The sequence below is a fragment of the Micromonospora sp. 15K316 genome, assembly GCF_004348525.1.
In the GTDB taxonomy this organism is placed as follows: Bacteria; Actinomycetota; Actinomycetes; order Mycobacteriales; family Micromonosporaceae; genus Micromonospora.
Genome location: NZ_SMKG01000144.1, coordinates 1 through 15141, shown reverse-complemented (window position 1 = coordinate 15141; position 15141 = coordinate 1). Strand labels below are relative to the sequence as shown.

General features: G+C 73.8%; 17 protein-coding genes. 9 read left to right on the top strand and 8 right to left on the bottom strand.

What is annotated here, in order from left to right; genetic code table 11:
* On the top strand, window positions 1-686 hold a 686-nt coding region (locus tag E1211_RS22725; protein WP_132351039.1), incomplete at its 5' end, for a DNA topoisomerase IB.
* Window positions 687-913: 227 nt separating this feature from the next.
* Here the strand turns inward: E1211_RS22725 and E1211_RS22720 are convergent.
* Entirely contained in the window at window positions 914-1906 is a 993-nt protein-coding gene (locus tag E1211_RS22720; RefSeq protein WP_132351038.1) for a helix-turn-helix domain-containing protein, read from the bottom strand.
* A 91-nt stretch (window positions 1907-1997) separates the two neighbouring features.
* Window positions 1998-2762, bottom strand: coding sequence for a TetR/AcrR family transcriptional regulator (locus tag E1211_RS22715; RefSeq protein ID WP_243709647.1), 765 nt, complete (start codon window positions 2760-2762; stop codon window positions 1998-2000).
* Window positions 2763-2841: 79 nt separating this feature from the next.
* Between E1211_RS22715 and E1211_RS22710 the strand changes: the two genes are divergently transcribed.
* Window positions 2842-4416 (top strand): MFS transporter, encoded by a 1575-nt coding sequence (locus E1211_RS22710; protein WP_132351036.1) that lies wholly within the window; start codon window positions 2842-2844, stop codon window positions 4414-4416.
* 86 nt (window positions 4417-4502) lie between these two features.
* Here E1211_RS22710 and E1211_RS22705 read toward each other — a convergent pair whose 3' ends face one another.
* The 4 genes from E1211_RS22705 to E1211_RS33745 form a co-directional block, all read right to left on the bottom strand.
* Window positions 4503-5006: a hypothetical protein gene (locus tag E1211_RS22705; protein WP_132351035.1), complete on the bottom strand. Its 504-nt coding sequence runs from the start codon at window positions 5004-5006 to the stop codon at window positions 4503-4505.
* A gap of 74 nt (window positions 5007-5080) precedes the next feature.
* Window positions 5081-6712, bottom strand: a complete 1632-nt coding sequence (locus E1211_RS22700) for an ATP-dependent DNA helicase RecQ (protein WP_132351034.1) — start codon at window positions 6710-6712, stop codon at window positions 5081-5083.
* A 154-nt stretch (window positions 6713-6866) separates the two neighbouring features.
* A complete protein-coding gene (locus E1211_RS22695; RefSeq protein ID WP_132351033.1) occupies window positions 6867-7817 on the bottom strand; it encodes a TIGR03557 family F420-dependent LLM class oxidoreductase in 951 nt (316 codons plus the stop codon).
* 97 nt (window positions 7818-7914) lie between these two features.
* Window positions 7915-8040 carry a hypothetical protein gene (locus E1211_RS33745; RefSeq protein WP_256371327.1) on the bottom strand — a complete coding sequence of 42 codons (126 nt, stop codon included), beginning with the start codon at window positions 8038-8040 and terminating at the stop codon, window positions 7915-7917.
* Between the two features lie 220 nt (window positions 8041-8260).
* Between E1211_RS33745 and E1211_RS22690 the strand changes: the two genes are divergently transcribed.
* A complete protein-coding gene (locus tag E1211_RS22690) occupies window positions 8261-9757 on the top strand; it encodes a glycoside hydrolase family 3 protein (RefSeq protein ID WP_132351032.1) in 1497 nt (498 codons plus the stop codon).
* A gap of 61 nt (window positions 9758-9818) precedes the next feature.
* On the opposite strand, the gene E1211_RS22685 is transcribed toward E1211_RS22690, so the two are convergent.
* Window positions 9819-10109: a GNAT family N-acetyltransferase gene (locus tag E1211_RS22685; protein ID WP_132351031.1), complete on the bottom strand. Its 291-nt coding sequence runs from the start codon at window positions 10107-10109 to the stop codon at window positions 9819-9821.
* A complete protein-coding gene (locus tag E1211_RS22680) occupies window positions 10106-11332 on the bottom strand; it encodes a cysteine desulfurase-like protein (RefSeq protein WP_132351030.1) in 1227 nt (408 codons plus the stop codon). The genes E1211_RS22685 and E1211_RS22680 overlap by 4 nt, the downstream gene beginning before the upstream one ends.
* A gap of 63 nt (window positions 11333-11395) precedes the next feature.
* Between E1211_RS22680 and E1211_RS22675 the strand changes: the two genes are divergently transcribed.
* From E1211_RS22675 to E1211_RS22650, 6 genes are all read left to right on the top strand, one after another.
* Window positions 11396-11764 carry a hypothetical protein gene (locus tag E1211_RS22675; RefSeq protein ID WP_132351029.1) on the top strand — a complete coding sequence of 123 codons (369 nt, stop codon included), beginning with the start codon at window positions 11396-11398 and terminating at the stop codon, window positions 11762-11764.
* Between the two features lie 61 nt (window positions 11765-11825).
* Window positions 11826-12647, top strand: a complete 822-nt coding sequence (locus E1211_RS22670; RefSeq protein WP_132351028.1) for a DUF1206 domain-containing protein — start codon at window positions 11826-11828, stop codon at window positions 12645-12647.
* 69 nt (window positions 12648-12716) lie between these two features.
* Window positions 12717-13913: a mechanosensitive ion channel family protein gene (locus tag E1211_RS22665; protein ID WP_132351027.1), complete on the top strand. Its 1197-nt coding sequence runs from the start codon at window positions 12717-12719 to the stop codon at window positions 13911-13913.
* A gap of 221 nt (window positions 13914-14134) precedes the next feature.
* Window positions 14135-14569, top strand: a complete 435-nt coding sequence (locus E1211_RS22660) for a phage holin family protein (RefSeq protein WP_132351026.1) — start codon at window positions 14135-14137, stop codon at window positions 14567-14569.
* Window positions 14566-14913, top strand: a complete 348-nt coding sequence (locus E1211_RS22655) for a DUF3618 domain-containing protein (protein ID WP_243709646.1) — start codon at window positions 14566-14568, stop codon at window positions 14911-14913. Before E1211_RS22660 ends, E1211_RS22655 begins: the two co-directional genes overlap by 4 nt.
* Window positions 14910-15141 (top strand): DUF4235 domain-containing protein (locus E1211_RS22650; RefSeq protein ID WP_132351024.1); only part of this gene is annotated, 232 nt, incomplete at its 3' end. The genes E1211_RS22655 and E1211_RS22650, both read left to right, overlap by 4 nt.

Genomic DNA, 15141 nt, shown 5'->3' with positions numbered 1-15141 from the left:
CTACACGCGTAAGATCGTCGGCAGCTTCAGATGCGTATAAGAGACAGGGGTTGAACCGCGACCGGGTGCTCGCCACGGTGGCCCGGCTGCTCGACATGGGGGCGTTCCGGGTCGGCAACGACCAGTACGCGGCGGGCGACGACCCGACGTTCGGGGTGTCGACGCTGCGCCCCGAGCACGCCCGCTCCCGCCGCGGGTGTGTGATCTTCGAGTACCCGGCCAAGGGCGGGATCGAGCAGGTGCGCCTCATCGAGGACCCGGAGCTGTGCCGGGTGCTGACGAACCTGCGCCGGCGTCGACGTGGCGCGGAGCGTCTCTTCGGCTACTGGGACGGGCGCGACTGGCGGGACGTCCGCGCCGACGAGATCAACGAGTACCTGCGTGACGCCAGCGGCGGGGAGATGACCGCGAAGGACTTCCGCACCTGGCACGCCACCGTGCTGGCCGCGATCGAGCTGGCGGCGGCGGAGCCGGCGCGCTCCACCACGGGGCGGCGGCGCGCGGTGGCCGGGGTGATGCGGGGGGTGGCCGAACTGCTCGGCAACACCCCGACGGTCGCCCGTACGTCCTACGTGGACCCGCGGGTGGTCGACCTCTACCACGACGGGGTGGTGGTGACGGTGGATCCGGGCGCGCCCCGCGAGAAGGCCGAACGGGCCGTGCTGGAGCTGCTCGAGGAGGCCTGACCGGCTCCGTCGCCGGTCCTGGGGGGAGGCGACGGAGCCGGAGCCTCGGCGGGCGCGGCGGGTCACCGAGGCGGCGACCCGCCGCCACTACCGGCGGCGGGCGCCGCGCCACGGCCCCCGTTGGCGGCCGGACCCCCGTCGCCGGCCGCTTCGCGGAAAGTCTCTCGCCTCCGGGTTGACCGTCGACGCCACGGCCTTGCCGTTCCGTGCCGGATCTGACCCCGGAATCAGCGGGATGCGCCGGCCGAGGCGCGGTAGGCCTGCGGACCCATGCCGTAGGCGGCGCGGAACGCCCGGCTGAAGTGCGCCCGGTCGGTGAAGCCCCACCGCCGCCCGACGAGGTGGACCGGCCGGTGCCGCAGCAGCGGGTCGGCGAGGTCGCGCCGGCACCGTTCCAGGCGTCGCCGGCGGATCGTCCCCGCGACGGTCTCCTCCTCGGCCTCGAAGAGCCGGTGCAGCGTCCGCAGGGAGATGTGGTGCGCGTCCGCGACGACCTGCGGGCTGAGCTGCGGATCGTCGAGGTGGCGTTCGAGGAAGTCACGCACCCGGGCGAGCAGCGCCCGTTGGCGTACGTCGGCGGGGAGTTCGTCCTCGGCGTCGAGGTGGCGGGCGAGCAGGGCGGAGACCAGGCTGAGGGTGACGTCGGCCAGGTACGGCGCGTCGGAGGCCCGGAACTCCTCCGGGTGGCGGGTGACGCGGTGCAGGTGCTGCGCCAGCAGCGCGCCGGGGCCCGTCGACCCGCACAGCCGTGCGGCGGTGAGACGGTCCACCTTGTCGGCGTCGAGCGGCAGCAGCGCCCGTGGGATGACCGCGGTGACCGAGGCCGCCGGGGCGCCTCCGTCGGCCGCCGCGGTGTGTGCGAGGTCGTGCGGCCTGCCCCAGTCGACGAGCGTGAAGTCGCCGACCGGGACGGCGGTGTCCCGCCGGCTCGCGCTGATCGCGCAGTTGCCGCTGGTCGCCAGCGCGATCTGGTAGACCTCCGGGTCCGCCTGCCGGATCAGGCGTGGTGTCCGGCGGCCGACCAGGGACTGGTAGCGGAACCGGGTGAGCCCGACGCCGCCGACGTCGATCATCCGGGCGTGTCCGTGGAAGTCGGCCGCGTGGTCGCTGGTGAAGGCGACGGGCGCGGAGACGCGGTCCGCCATCTCCACCCAGAGCGGGAAGCGGTCGGCGGGTGCCACCACGGTGGTGTCCAGCGTCTCGACCCGCAGTGCCGCCATCGACAGTCCCCTTCCCCGCCCGCGCCTGCGGCAATTCTCGACGACCACGCCCGGGACCGTCGCGGTCGGGTCCGGTGGCGGCCGGTGGCGATCAGGTGGCCGTGCGGGAGCGGATCAGGGCCTCGACGCCGTCCAACAGCCGGTCCAGGCCGAAGACGAATTCGTCGTCCGGGCCGTCCTCCTGGTTCATCACGCCGGCGCTGATCACCTTTCGCAGCGCCGGGAAGCGGGCCGGGTCGGCCACCCGGGCGACCAGTTGCCCGTACTCCGGCATGATCTCGTCCATCCGCCGGCCCGACGCGGCGCTCGCCTCCTGGATCTGCGCGGTGAGCAGCGCGTCGCTTCGCACGTAGCCGCTGAGCAGCAGCATCACCGACATCTTCTCGGTCTCGGTGAGCCCGGTGCCGGCGAGGCAGCGGAGCCCGTTCTCCAGCCAGCTGAGGCTGTACGGGGTCAGTGGTGGGCCGCTGATCGGGACCCGCACCACCCACGGGTGCCGTTGCAGGGCGGCGCGTTCGGCCCATGCCCACCCGGCCAGCCCGGCCCGCCAGTCCGGCCCGGTCCCGCCCGGGTCGGGTGGCTCGCCGAACGTCGCGTCGACCATCAGGGTCAGCAGTTCGTCCTTGGCGCCGACGTACCGGTAGAGGGCCATGGTCGCCGCGCCGAGCTCCTTGGCGACCCGGCTCATCGAGACGGCGGCCAGCCCTTCGGCGTCGGCGAGGGCTACGGCGGCGGCCACGATCCCGGCCAGGGTCAGCCCGGGGCGCGGCCCTTTGGGTGCGCGCTCGCGCAGTCCCCAGGCGGCCGCTATGACCGGCGGCAGCGCCGGGCCGGTCTCGTCATCTGTCGGCTCCACGATTCCTCCTTGCCGGCCCATCCTAGTTCTGCGTATGGTCTACGCAATTAAGCGTATGACATACGCAGAAGGAGTTCCCATGACTTCGACCCCCCGCGCCGGACGTCGCGAGTGGATCGGCTTCACCGTGTTGATGCTGCCCCTGCTCCTGGTCTCCATGGACGTGTCGGTGCTCTACTTCGCCGTTCCCTTCATCAGTGCGGAGCTGAGTCCGACAAGCACCGAACAGCTCTGGATCTTCGACATCTACGGCTTCGTCCTGGCCGGGCTGCTCATCACGATGGGCGCCCTCGGCGACCGGATCGGCCGGCGCCGGCTGCTGCTCTGCGGCGCGGTGGCGTTCGGCGCGGCGTCGGCGCTCGCCGCGTACGCCGACAGCCCCGGCACGCTGATCGCGGCACGGGCGTTGCTCGGCGTCGGCGGCGCCACCCTGATGCCCTCGACGCTGGCGCTGGTCCGCAACCTGTTCCACGACGAGAAGCAGCGTGGCACCGCGATCGCCATCTGGACCGCGACGTTGACCGCGGGCATCGCCGTCGGACCGGTCCTCAGTGGCGTCCTGCTCGAGCACTTCTGGTGGGGCTCGATCTTCCTGATCAACCTGCCGGCGATGGCGGTGCTGCTGCTTCTCGCGCCGGCGCTGGTGCCGGAGTTCCGCAACCCGGCCGCCGGGCGCTTCGACGTGCTCAGCTCGGTGCTCTCGCTCGGCGCCCTGCTCCCGGTCATCTACGGCGTGAAGGAACTGGCCCGGGCCGGGTGGGCGACCGGCCCGGCGCTGGCCATCGCCGCCGGGCTGCTCGTCGCGTTCCTCTTCGTCCACCGCCAGCGCCGCCTCGCGCACCCGATGGTCGACCTGGCGCTGGTGCGCCGCCGCGCGGTCGGCGGCGCCATCGGGGTCAACCTGGTCGCCATGTTCGCCATGGTCGGCTTCGCGATCTTCACCACCCAGCACCTCCAGTCGGTGCTCGGGCTCAGCCCGCTGCGCGCGGCACTGTGGAGCCTGCTCCCCTCGGTGGTGGTCGGCGGGATCGCTCCGGTCGCCGCCGCGCTGGCCCGGCGGATCGACCGGGCCTGGCTGATCGGCGCGGGATTCGTCGTCGCGGCCGGCGGCTTCGTGGTGCTCACCCGGGTGCCGGACGAGGACGGGCTGGTCACCCTGCTGCTCGGCGCCAGCATCTACGCCGCCGGACTGGTCGTGGTGATGTCACTCGTCACCGAGCTGGTGCTCGGCGCCGCGCCGCCCGAACGGGCCGGGATGGCCTCGGCGCTGACCGAGTCGAGCAGCGAGCTCGGCGGCGCGCTCGGCATGGCGGTGCTCGGCAGCATCGGCAGCGCCGTCTACCGGCGCGAGCTGCCCGACGGGCTGCCCGGCGGCCTGCCCGCCGACGTGGTGGCCTCGGCCCGGGAGACCCTGGCCGGCGGGCTGGCGGTCGCCGAGGGACTGCCGGATCGAGCCGCCGCGGCGATGCGGGAGGCCGCGGTGGGTGCCTTCACCGACGGCCTGCACCTGGCGGCCGCCGGCGCCGGGGCGCTGATGCTGCTCGCCGCGCTGCTCACCGTGCTCACGTTGCGCGGCGTGAGCGTCCGGGCCCCGCAGGACGAGACCGACCACGCCGCGACGCCGGTCGAGCCGGTCCCCGCCGGGCGCCGCTGAGCGGTCGGGTCCGGCTGCCGATCGTGCGGTGTGGTGTTCCGTCCCTTCGGGGCGGAACACCACAGCGCACTGTCGACGGTCGAGGTTCAGTCGTTGAGGACGTGGGCCAGCCGGTCGCGGAACCGACGCTCGGAGTCGCTGACGACGTCACCGCCCAGACCCAGCACGCCGCCGCTGGACGCCGCGCCGACCACCTGCTCGGCGATCTCCACCAGCCAGTGCTTGTAGGCTCCCGCCTCGCCCTCGTCGACCCGGGCGGCCAGCAGGGCCGCGGCCTCGCCGGCCCGGCCGAGCACGTCGTCGATCATCGCCTTCGGGTCGGCGGGGGAGATGGCCGGCAGCTCCTCACCGGCCTCCGGGTCGCCCACCCGCGTGACGATCTCACCGGCGACGGCGGCGACCAGCGGGTTGGCCGACTCACGGCCGGCGGCGATCGTCTCCATGCCGGCCGCGTTCTCGGCCATCGTGCGGCGCGTGCCGTCGGACTCGGCGGCACTGGCCGCGGTCAACACCGACTGCGGCAGCCCGACCAGCAGCCCCCACTCCCCGTCGGAGAACCCGAACCCGGTGTACGCCGGTTGTTCGATCACGGCAACGCCCCTTCCGCCTCTGTCCTCGTGCACGTCTCTCGGGCGGGCGCCGACGACGCGACGCCCGGCTCAGGCTAGTCCAGCGTCAGCAGCTCCTGTTCGGACACCACACGCACCGACAGCGTCTTGTACCCCACCTCGTCGAAGAGAACCGTCATCCGGTCCTCCTCGTAGCCGAGCACGAGCCCCGCTCCCCACTCGGGATGACGGACCTGGCTGTGTACGGGGAACGGCCCCACCGCGCCGTCGTCCGGGGTGCTGGTCCCCGCGTGGCAGTTGTCGCAGTGCCCGCAGACCTCGGTCATCTGTTCGCCGAAGTAGGCCAGCAGCGCCTGCCCGCGGCAGCCGGTGGTCTCCGCGAAGGCCCGCATCATGTCCGTGCGGGACCGGGTGAGCGCCTGCTGCCGCTCGGCCTCGGCCAGCGCCGCCGCGGCGGCGTCCACCGGTTCCGGTGCGTAGCGGGGCACGCCGATGCGCCCCTTCGCCCGGGGCTCGGCGGCCCCGACCTGCTCCAGGAGGGAGAGGTAATGGCCGAGCTTGCGGGGGCCGAGCCCGGTCGGCTCGCGCAGCTCCTTGCGGGTGCGGGGCTTCTCGCGCAGCAGCGCGGCCAGGTCGCGCAGCTCGGTGCTGTCGGGCAGGCCGCCGCTGAAGAAGCGGCGCAGGCCGACGTCCTCGGCCTGCCACAGCAGCAGCACCCGGGCCGGCGCGCCGTCGCGACCGGCCCGGCCGATCTCCTGGAAGTAGCTGTCCGGTGAGTCGGGCAGCGCCATGTGCACCACCCAACCGATGTTCGGCTTGTCGATGCCCATGCCGAACGCGGACGTGGCCACCATGATCGGCACCTGGTCGGCCAGGAACGCCTCGTGCAGCTCACCGCGCGCCGCGGCCGGCATCCCGCCGTGGTAGAAACGCGCCGGGAAGCCCGCGCCGGTGAGCCGGGCGGCGAGCTCCTCGGCGGCGCGACGGGTCGGGACGTAGATGATCCCCGGCCGTTCGTCGGAGCCGAGCAGCGCGATCAGCCGCCGCCACCGGTAGTCCTCCGTCGGGCAGTGCGCGACCTCGAGGAAGAGGTTCGCCCGGTCCAGCCCGGAGACCACGATCTCCGGGTCGCGCAGCCGCAGCCGGGCGACGATGTCGTCGCGGACCGGCGGCGAGGCGGTGGCCGTCAGCGCCACGACGGGCGGCCGGCCGATCCCTTCGATCAGGTGGCCGAGCGCCAGGTAGTCGGGGCGGAAGTCGTGCCCCCACGCCGAGATGCAGTGCGCCTCGTCGACCGCCACCAACGCCGGCCGCAGCGCGCGGACCTCGGCCATCCGCTCCGGGTCGCTGAGCTGCTCCGGCGTGATGAAGAGGAACTCCGCCCGGCCCGCCCGCAGCTCCTCGATCGCCGCGGCCCGCTGGGCGGGGCTCTCGTGCGAGCTGACCCGGACCGCGCGCAGCTCGGGCCGCTGCCGCTCGTTGAGCGCCGCGATCTGGTCCTGCTGGAGCGCGAGCAGCGGCGAGACCACCACGGTCGGTCCGGGAATCAGGCTGGCCGGGATCTGGTAGATCGCCGACTTGCCGGCGCCGGTGGGGAGCACCACCAGGGCGTCGTGGCGCTTCATCACCGCGCGCATGGCGGCCAGTTGGTTGGGCCGCAACGCGGTCCAGCCGAAGAGGCTGCGCGCCGCGCGGCGCAACGTCGTCGAGTGCCGGGTCAGGTTCATCGAGGGCCGGAGGTACCCGAGCCGATCAGCGGCGAAACGCCCCCGCCGCCGTCCCGCCGGACGAGTCGACGGCTCCTCGATGTCGGGGTGTCCGCGCGGGGACACCCCGACATCGACGGACCCGAGCCGGTCGGCGGCAGGGGACGGTCGGGGCTCAGCGGAAGCGGGGCAGGATCTCCCGCTGGTAGAGGTCGAACAGGCCCTGGGTGTGCGGGCCGGTGTTGGCCACGTACACCTCGTCGAAGCCGGCCTTGGCGTACTGGTCGATCATCTCCAGGTGCGCCTCGGCGTTGTCGCCGCAGACGAACGTCTCCTTCATCATCTCCGGCCTGACGAGCTGCGCGGCCTGCTCGAAGTGGCGCGGTGAGGGGAGCACCTGGGACAGTTCACCGGGCACGCCGGAGTTCGGCCACCGCTCGTACGCGAGCCGCATGCCCTCCTCCTCGCTGCCGGCGTACGCCGCCTTGAAGCCGCCCTGGCACGGCTTGTCGCCGCCCCCGCCCTCGCGGAACCGGCGTACCAGGTCGGGGTCGGGGGTGGTGCTGAGGTAGCCGTCGCCGATCCGGGCGGCGAGGTCCACCGCCTTGGGTCCGAAGCCGGAGACGTAGACCGGCGGCGGCGTCTCCGGCCGGGTGTAGATCCGGGCGTGCTCGACGGTGTAGTGCGTGCCGTGGTGGTTGACGAAGCCGCCCTCCCACAGCTCGCGCATCACCTCGACCGCCTCCTCGAGCATCTCCAGCCGCACGTCGGCCTGGGGCCAGGCGTCGCCGAGGATGTGCTCGTTGAGCGCCTCCCCGCTGCCGACGCCGAGCACGAACCGGCCGGAGTGCATCACCGCGCTGGTCGCCGCCGCCTGGGCGAGCACCGCCGGATGGATCCGTACGGTCGGGCAGGTGACCGCGGTGGTCACCGGCAGCCGGCACACCTGGCCCAGCGCGCCGATCACAGACCAGACGAAGGGACTCTGCCCCTGGGCGTCCACCCACGGGTGGTAGTGGTCGGAGATCCAGAGTGCCTGGAAGCCGGCCCGTTCGGCGCCGCGCGCCTGCTCGATCAGCTCGGCCGGGCTGTACTCCTCCGTGGAGAGAAAGTATCCGATCTTCATGCTTCCCCCTCGTGACGTCACCGGGTCGACGAGGGGGCGGTACCCCGGTGCCGGGGTGGGCAACCGCCGCCGGGCGGGCGGCGGATCGGCGCGGTCGTCAGCGGCGGCGGAACATGGCCCGGATCGCGGCGAGCAGCAGCAGACCGCCCACCACCACCCCGAGCAGTCGTACGCCGGGCACGTCGGCCGGGCTCGTCGCGTCGGCCAGCAGCGTGGGATCCATGCTCCGCACTCTGCCCACCGGCCCGGGCCCAGGCAACTGTAAGGTTTATTGACTATTTGTTTGCGCGGTGTGACCATGGCAGCACCGCCCGGCCCGGGGCGGGCCACCAGGCGCAGAGAACGTGGGGGTACGGGGGCCACATGAGCGAGCGCAGCGAGCGAATCATCAGGTTCAGGGCGGTCGAGTCTCGCGTCGGCGCCGACCGTGGGGAGGCGTCGGCATGAGCCTGCCCGCGGGCCACCTGGCCGCGCTCGCGGCCACCGTCCTGCAACCCGGCTTCGTCGGCACCACCGCACCGCAATGGGTCCGCCGCTGGCTCGGCGAAGGGCTCGGGTCGGTGGTGCTCTTCGCCCGCAACGTGGTCGATCACGCGCAGGTCGCCGAGCTCACCGCGACGCTGCGTGCGGAACGCGGCGACGTCATCGTGGCCATCGACGAGGAGGCCGGGGACGTCACCCGGATCGAGTCGGGTAGGGGCAGTTCGCGCCCCGGCAACCTCGCGCTCGGCGCGGTCGACGACCCGGAGCTCACCGAGGAGGTGGCCCGCGACCTCGGTGTCGACCTCGCCGGCCTGGGCGTCACCCTCGACTACGCGCCGGACGCCGACGTGAACTCCAACCCGGGCAACCCGGTGATCGGCGTACGCGCCTTCGGCGCGGACCCGGAGCTCGTGGCCCGGCACACCGCCGCGTGGGTGCGCGGGCTCCAGGCCGGCGGGGTCGCCGCCTGCGCCAAGCACTTCCCCGGCCACGGCGACACGCAGATCGACTCGCACCACGACCTGCCGTTGATCAGCGGCGGGCGGGCGCGGCTGGACGCCGTCGAGCTGGCCCCGTTCCGCGCCGCGGTGGACGCCGGGGCGCAGGCGGTGATGACCGGCCACCTGCTCGTGCCGGCGCTCGACCCGGAGCTGCCCGCCACGTTGAGCTCCCGCATCCTCGGTGGGCTGCTCCGCGACGAGCTGGGATTCTCCGGCGTGGTGATCACCGACGCCATCGAGATGCGGGCGGTCGCCGACCGGTACGGCTTCGCCGGCGCCGCCGTGCGGGCGCTCGCGGCGGGCGCGGACGCGATCTGTGTCGGCGGGGAGCGGGCCGGCGAGGAGGACGCCCGGGAGCTGCGGGACGCCATCGTGGCCGCTGTGGTCTCCGGCGAACTGCCGGAGGAGCGGCTCGCCGAGGCGGCCAAGCGGGTCGGCCAGCTCGCCGAGTGGACCGCCGCCGCCCGGGCGGCGCGTACCGGGGAGCGCGGTCTACCCGCCGACGCCTCGCCCGTCGGGCTGGCCGCCGCGCGCCGGGCGCTGCGGGTCACGTCCCCGACCGGCGAGGCGGCGCTGCCGCTGGCGGGCGCGGCGTACGTGGTCGAGTTCGAGCCGCCCCGCAACATCGCGATCGGCGCGGAGACCCCGTGGGGCGTCGGTGCCCCGCTCGGCCGGCTGCTTCCCGGCACCACCACCCACCGGTACGCCGAGCCGGACGTACCGGCCGACCCCGTCGCCGGGGCCGGCGACCGACCGGTGGTGCTGGTCGTGCGGGACCTGCACCGGCACGACTGGATGCGGTCAGCGGTACGGCGGGCGATGGCCGCCCGTCCGGACGCGGTGGTGGTCGAACTCGGGGTGCCCGAGCTGGTCGTCGGCGCGGTGCACGTCGCCACCCACGGGGCGACCCGCGCCGCCGGGCGGGCCGTCGCGGAGCTGCTGACCGGCGTGCGCTGAGCCGTCCGCTCCGGCGACCTCCGCCGGGCGGCGGCTCCGGGCGGCGGCTCCGGCCGGCGGCTCAGGGCTGCGCGAGCACCAGGCCGGCGTACTCGGGGTGGCGGTCGATGAAGGCCGCCACGAACGGGCACCGGGGCACCACCCGCCCGCCACGGGCGCGCACATGGTCCAGCGCCCGGCGGACCAGCTCCGACCCGACGCCCATCTCCCGGTACCGGGGATCCACCTCGGTGCGCGTGAAGACCAGCACCTCACCCTGCGGCTGGTCGTACGCGGCGAAGCCGGCCAGCGCGTTGTCGACCAGGATCTCGAACCGGCGCGCGGCGGGATTGTCCTTGACCAGGCTGCTCACCCGGCCATTGTCCTCCCGGCGGCGGCCAGCCGGTCGAGTTCGCCGAGCAGACGGTCCACCTCGTCGGCCGTGTTGTAGTGGTAGATGCTGGCCCGGACGGCGCCGCCGCTGTCGCGCAGCCCCATCGCCGTGAAGTACTCGTAGGCGTAGTAGTCGCCGGCCGAGAGGCAGAAGCCCGCCTCGCCCAACGCGGCCTGCGCCTGCCCCGGGGACATGCCGGCCACCCGGAAGGAGACCGTCGGCCAGCGCCGCGCCGGCGCGCCGTAGACGGTGATGCCGTCCAGCCGGGCGAGCCCGCTGAGCAGCCGGTCCAGCAGCGCCTCCTCGTGGGACTGCGCGGCGGTCAGCCCCGCCCGCAGCCGGGCCCGCCGGTCACCGGTGGCCGCCGGATCGAGCCCGGCCAGGTGGTCGACCGCGGCGGCGACCCCGGCGAGCAGCGGGAAGCTGGGGGTGCCGTACTCGAAGCGCTCCGGCACGGCGTCCGAGGAGGGGATCAGCTTCGCGGGACGCAGCGTGGCCCACCACTGCGGGTCGCCGACCATGGCCGCGAGGTGCGGCCCGGACCACTTGTACGCGCTGGTGACCAGCACGTCCGCGCCGAGCGTGGCCAGGTCGGTCGGCGCGTGCGGCACGGCGTGCACCCCGTCCACGCAGACCAGCGCCCCCGCCGCGTGCGCGATCTTGGCGATCGCCGCCACGTCCGGAGCGGTGCCGATGGCGTTGCTGCCGGCGGTCACCGCGACCAGTCGGGTGCGTTCGCCGACCAGGTCGGCGTACTGGTCGACGGGGAGGTCGCCGGTCTCCCGGTCGAACTCCGCCCACCGTACGGTCGCTCCGGCCGCCTCGGCGGCCTGCACCCAGGGGCGCACGTTCGCGTCGTGGTCGAGCCGGCAGAGCACCACCTCGTCGCCGGGGCGCCAGCCGGCGCCGAGCGTACGGGCCAGGGTGTAGAGCAGCGCCGTCGCGCTCGGCCCGAGCACCACCCCCGCCGGGTCGCCGCCGACCAGGTCGGCGACCGCCGAGCGGGCAGCGGCCACCAGCTCCAGCGCACGCTGCCCGGGGCGGAACGCGCTGCTGCGGTTGCTGACCGCGGTGCGCATCGCCCCGGCGACCGCGTCGATCACCGGCGTGGCGGTCTGGGAACCCCCGGCGCCGTCGAAGTGAACGAAGCCCTCGGCCAGGGCGGGATAGGCGGCACGAACCCGGGTGACGTCGAACGGCATGTCGCCGACCCTAACGCGCGTCGTCGTCGGGGAGCCTGGCGGGCGTCTCGTAGGCTCGGCGAGGTGACGAACCGACCTGGTAACACCTCGCTGACCCCCACCCGTCGTGCCGCCACCGTGCTGGCCGGCCTGGCGCTCGGCGTCGCCCTGCTGGCCGGTTGCAGCTCAGAGGGGACAGACACCGACTGCAGCATCGCCGGCTCCTGCACGATCACCTTCCAGCGCGGCGTCGAGGCGAGCGCCAACATCCTCGGCGTCGAGGCCAAGCTCGTCGGCGCTGAGAACGATCAGGTGACGGTCGAGGTCGCCGGTGAGCAGGTCACGCTGATCACGGGCCAGCAGGCGACCGAGGTGGGCGGGCTCTCGGTCACGCTGGACAGCGTCACCGACCAGGAGGTCAAGATCCGCGTTTCGCAGGGCGCCGGGGGCTGATCCGGCCGCGGCGGCGGTGGCCGGGGTTTGGGGATCTCCCCGGGTGGTGATTGTGGCTCCCATGCCTCTCACCCACACCGCCGAAGCCACCGCCGCCCGCACGGCTGACAGCCGGTGGCTGGAACTGCTCACCCGGGCCGGCTTCGTCGGCTACGGGATCGTGCACCTGCTCTTCGCCTGGTTGGCGCTGCAGATCGCGTTCGGCCGGCCGGCCGCCGACGGCGACCAGTCCGGCGCGCTGCGTACCCTCGCCGCCCAGCCGCTCGGCAAGGTGCTGGTCGTGGCCACCGGCGTCGGTCTGCTCGCGATGGCGATCTGGCAGGCGCTGGAGGCGGCCACCGGCCACCGTGCCGAACGCGGCCGGGAACGCACCTGGGAACGGGTCGCGTCGCTCGGGCGCACCCTGGTCTACCTCTACTTCGCCTGGACCGCGTTCAAGGTCTTCTCCGACGCCGCGTCGAACAGCGCCGACCAGCAGGAGGCGCTCACCGGCCGGGCCATGGAGTCCCCGGGGGGCCGCTGGCTGGTCGGCCTCGCCGGGCTGGTGCTCGCCGCGATCGGCGTCGGGCTGGTCGTCTACGGGTTGCTCAAGCGCTTCGAGAAGCACCTCAAGGTCGACGCGATGAGCGGCCGTACCCGGGTGCTCGCCCGCCGGCTCGGCATCGCCGGATACACGGCCAAGGGTGTCGCGTACGGCATCGCCGGGCTGCTGGTGATCGTGGCCGCGGTGAAGTACGACCCGGAGAAGGCCCGTGGACTGGACGCCGCGCTGCACACGCTGCGCGAACAGTCGTACGGCTCCCTGCTGCTGACCCTGGTCGCGCTCGGAATCGCCGCCTTCGGCGTCTTCTGCTTCCTCCAGTCCCGCTACCGCCGCGTCTGACCCGCCACGCCGTGCCGGACGGCTGCGACGTCCGGATACCGAACGTGACCGGATCAGAGGAGTGAGTACGTGCAGAACTATCTCGAGATGATCGTCGCTGTGCTCGCCGCAGCGGCGATCGCTCTCTTCGTGGCCGCGCTGGTGCACCGGGTGAACCGTCGGCTCGGCCGCCGGTCGCGGCTGATGACCGAGCTCACCGATCACGCCCACCGTCCGTTCCAGGTGGCCGCGACCGTCCTGGCGATCCAGTTCGCGGTCCGGTTCACCACCGGCTACGCGGTCGGCACACCCTGGCGTCGGACCCTGCTGCACGTCCTGGTGCTCGCGGTCATCGCCAGCGTCGCGTGGCTGGTCGCCGCGCTGCTGGTGGTCGTGGAGGACACCGCGCTGGCGCGGTTCCGGGTCGACGTGCCGGACAACCGGCACGCCCGGCGGGTACGGACCCAGGTGGTGATGCTGCGCCGGCTGACCATCGCGGTGATCGTGATCCTGACCCTCGGCGTGATGCTGATGACCTTCCCCAGCGTGCGGGGCGTGGGCGCCGGCGTACTGACCAGCGCCGGGGTGGTAGGTGTGGTGGCGGCGCTGGCCGCGCAGAGCCTGCTCGGCAACGTCTTCGCCGGGCTCCAGCTCGCCTTCAGCGACGCGGTACGCCTCGACGACGTGGTGGTCGTCGAGGGGGAGTGGGGGCGCATCGAGGAGCTGACCCTCAGCTACGTGGTCGTGCAGATCTGGGACGACCGCCGGCTCATCCTGCCGACGTCGTACTTCACCAGCAGGCCGTTCCAGAACTGGACCCGTACCGAGGCGGCCGTGCTCGGTACGGCCGAGTTCGATGTGGACTGGGCGGTTCCGGTGCAGGCGATGCGGGAGGAGCTGCGCCGGCTGGTGGAGGGCACCGACCTGTGGGACGGGCGGGTCTGCGTACTCCAGGTGACCGACGCGACGGGCGGCGCCGTCCGGATCCGGGCGCTGGTCAGCGCCGCGGACGCGGGAAGTCTCTGGGACCTGCGCTGCCTGGTCCGCGAGCACCTGGTCGGCTGGGTGCGCGACCAGCGTCCGACGGCGATGCCCCGGGTCCGCACCGAGCTCGGCGACGCCCGCAGCGACCTGCCCTGGCAGTGGGTGCAGCCGCGGCGCCCCGCGCGGCGGCCGGCCGACGGCGAGGTGCCCGACGACGCGCGCCTCTTCGGCGGCAGCGACGACGGCGACGCCCGCAGCGAGGCCTTCGTCGGCCCGGACGAGCCGGTGGAGTCGCGTCGCTGACCGGTCGGATGCCCGCCGGTCACGTTTCCTCCCGGTGGGTGTGAGCGTTCTCCGTGTCGGAGAGGTCTGCGGCGCGAGGACCGGCCCCGTCCGGGAGGTTTGACCCGGCTGCTACCGGGGACCTGCTGCCGGACGTCTCTTTGCGGTACCGGGCGACCCGCACAGGATTGGCGATCGGTGACTCCGGGCATACAGCGCGGTGATGACGAAAGGAGGACAGCATGGCTGACCTGGCGAACGCCCGCACATCCCGCAACGGGAGCGAGCCCTCCACCGCCGAGCTGGTGCAGCGGGCCACCGAGCAGCTCTCCCGCCTCGTGCGGGACGAGCTGGCGCTGGCCCGGGTGGAGTTGACCCAGAAGGGCAAGCACGCCGGCATCGGCCTCGGCCTCTTCGGCGGGGGCGGGGCGCTGGCGTTCTACGGCCTCGGCGTGCTCGTGATCACGGCGGTGCTGCTGCTGGACCTGGTGCTGCCGGCCTGGGCCGCCGCGCTGATCATCGCGGTCGGCCTCTTCCTGCTCGCCGGCATCCTGGCGTTGGTGGGCAAGCAGCAGGTCAGCCGGGCCGTTCCGCCGCTCCCGGCGGCGACCGTCCGCAGCGTACGGGCGGACGTGGACGTCCTCGCCGCGGCGGTGAAGGACAGGGGACGTTCATGATGAGCAACGGTCATGGACAGGTCGACACCGAGGCGCTGCGGGAGGAGATCCGGCGGACCCGGGTCGAGTTGGGCGAGACGATGGAGCTCCTCGCGGCCAAGGCCGACGTCAAGGCCCGGTTGAAGGAGTCCGCCGGCCAGGCCCGGCAACGGATGCGGGCGCAGGCCGCGTCGACCGTGTCGCGGATGCGCGGGCAGGCGACCCGGCGGGCCGGTGAGGCCCGCACGCAGGCGTACCGCAGGGGCGAGTCGGCCCGGCGCAACGCGGCCCCGTTGGCCGTGGTCGCGGCCGGCGCGGTCGCCGCCGTGGTCGTGCTGCTGATCGTTCGAGGGAGGCGCAGGTGAGCAAGGGCATCGGCAGGGTCGCCTACAAGCCGGTGGGAGTGCTGCTCGGAATCGCCGCCGGCACGGTCGCCGGTGCGATTTTCCGGCAGGTCTGGAAGCTCACCGCCGGCGACGGCGAGGCGCCCGACGCCACCGACGAGGACCGGGGCTGGGGCGAGATCCTCGCGGCCGCCGCCTTGCAGGGGGCCATCTTCGCGGTCGTCCGGGCGGCGGTGGACCGGGGTGGCG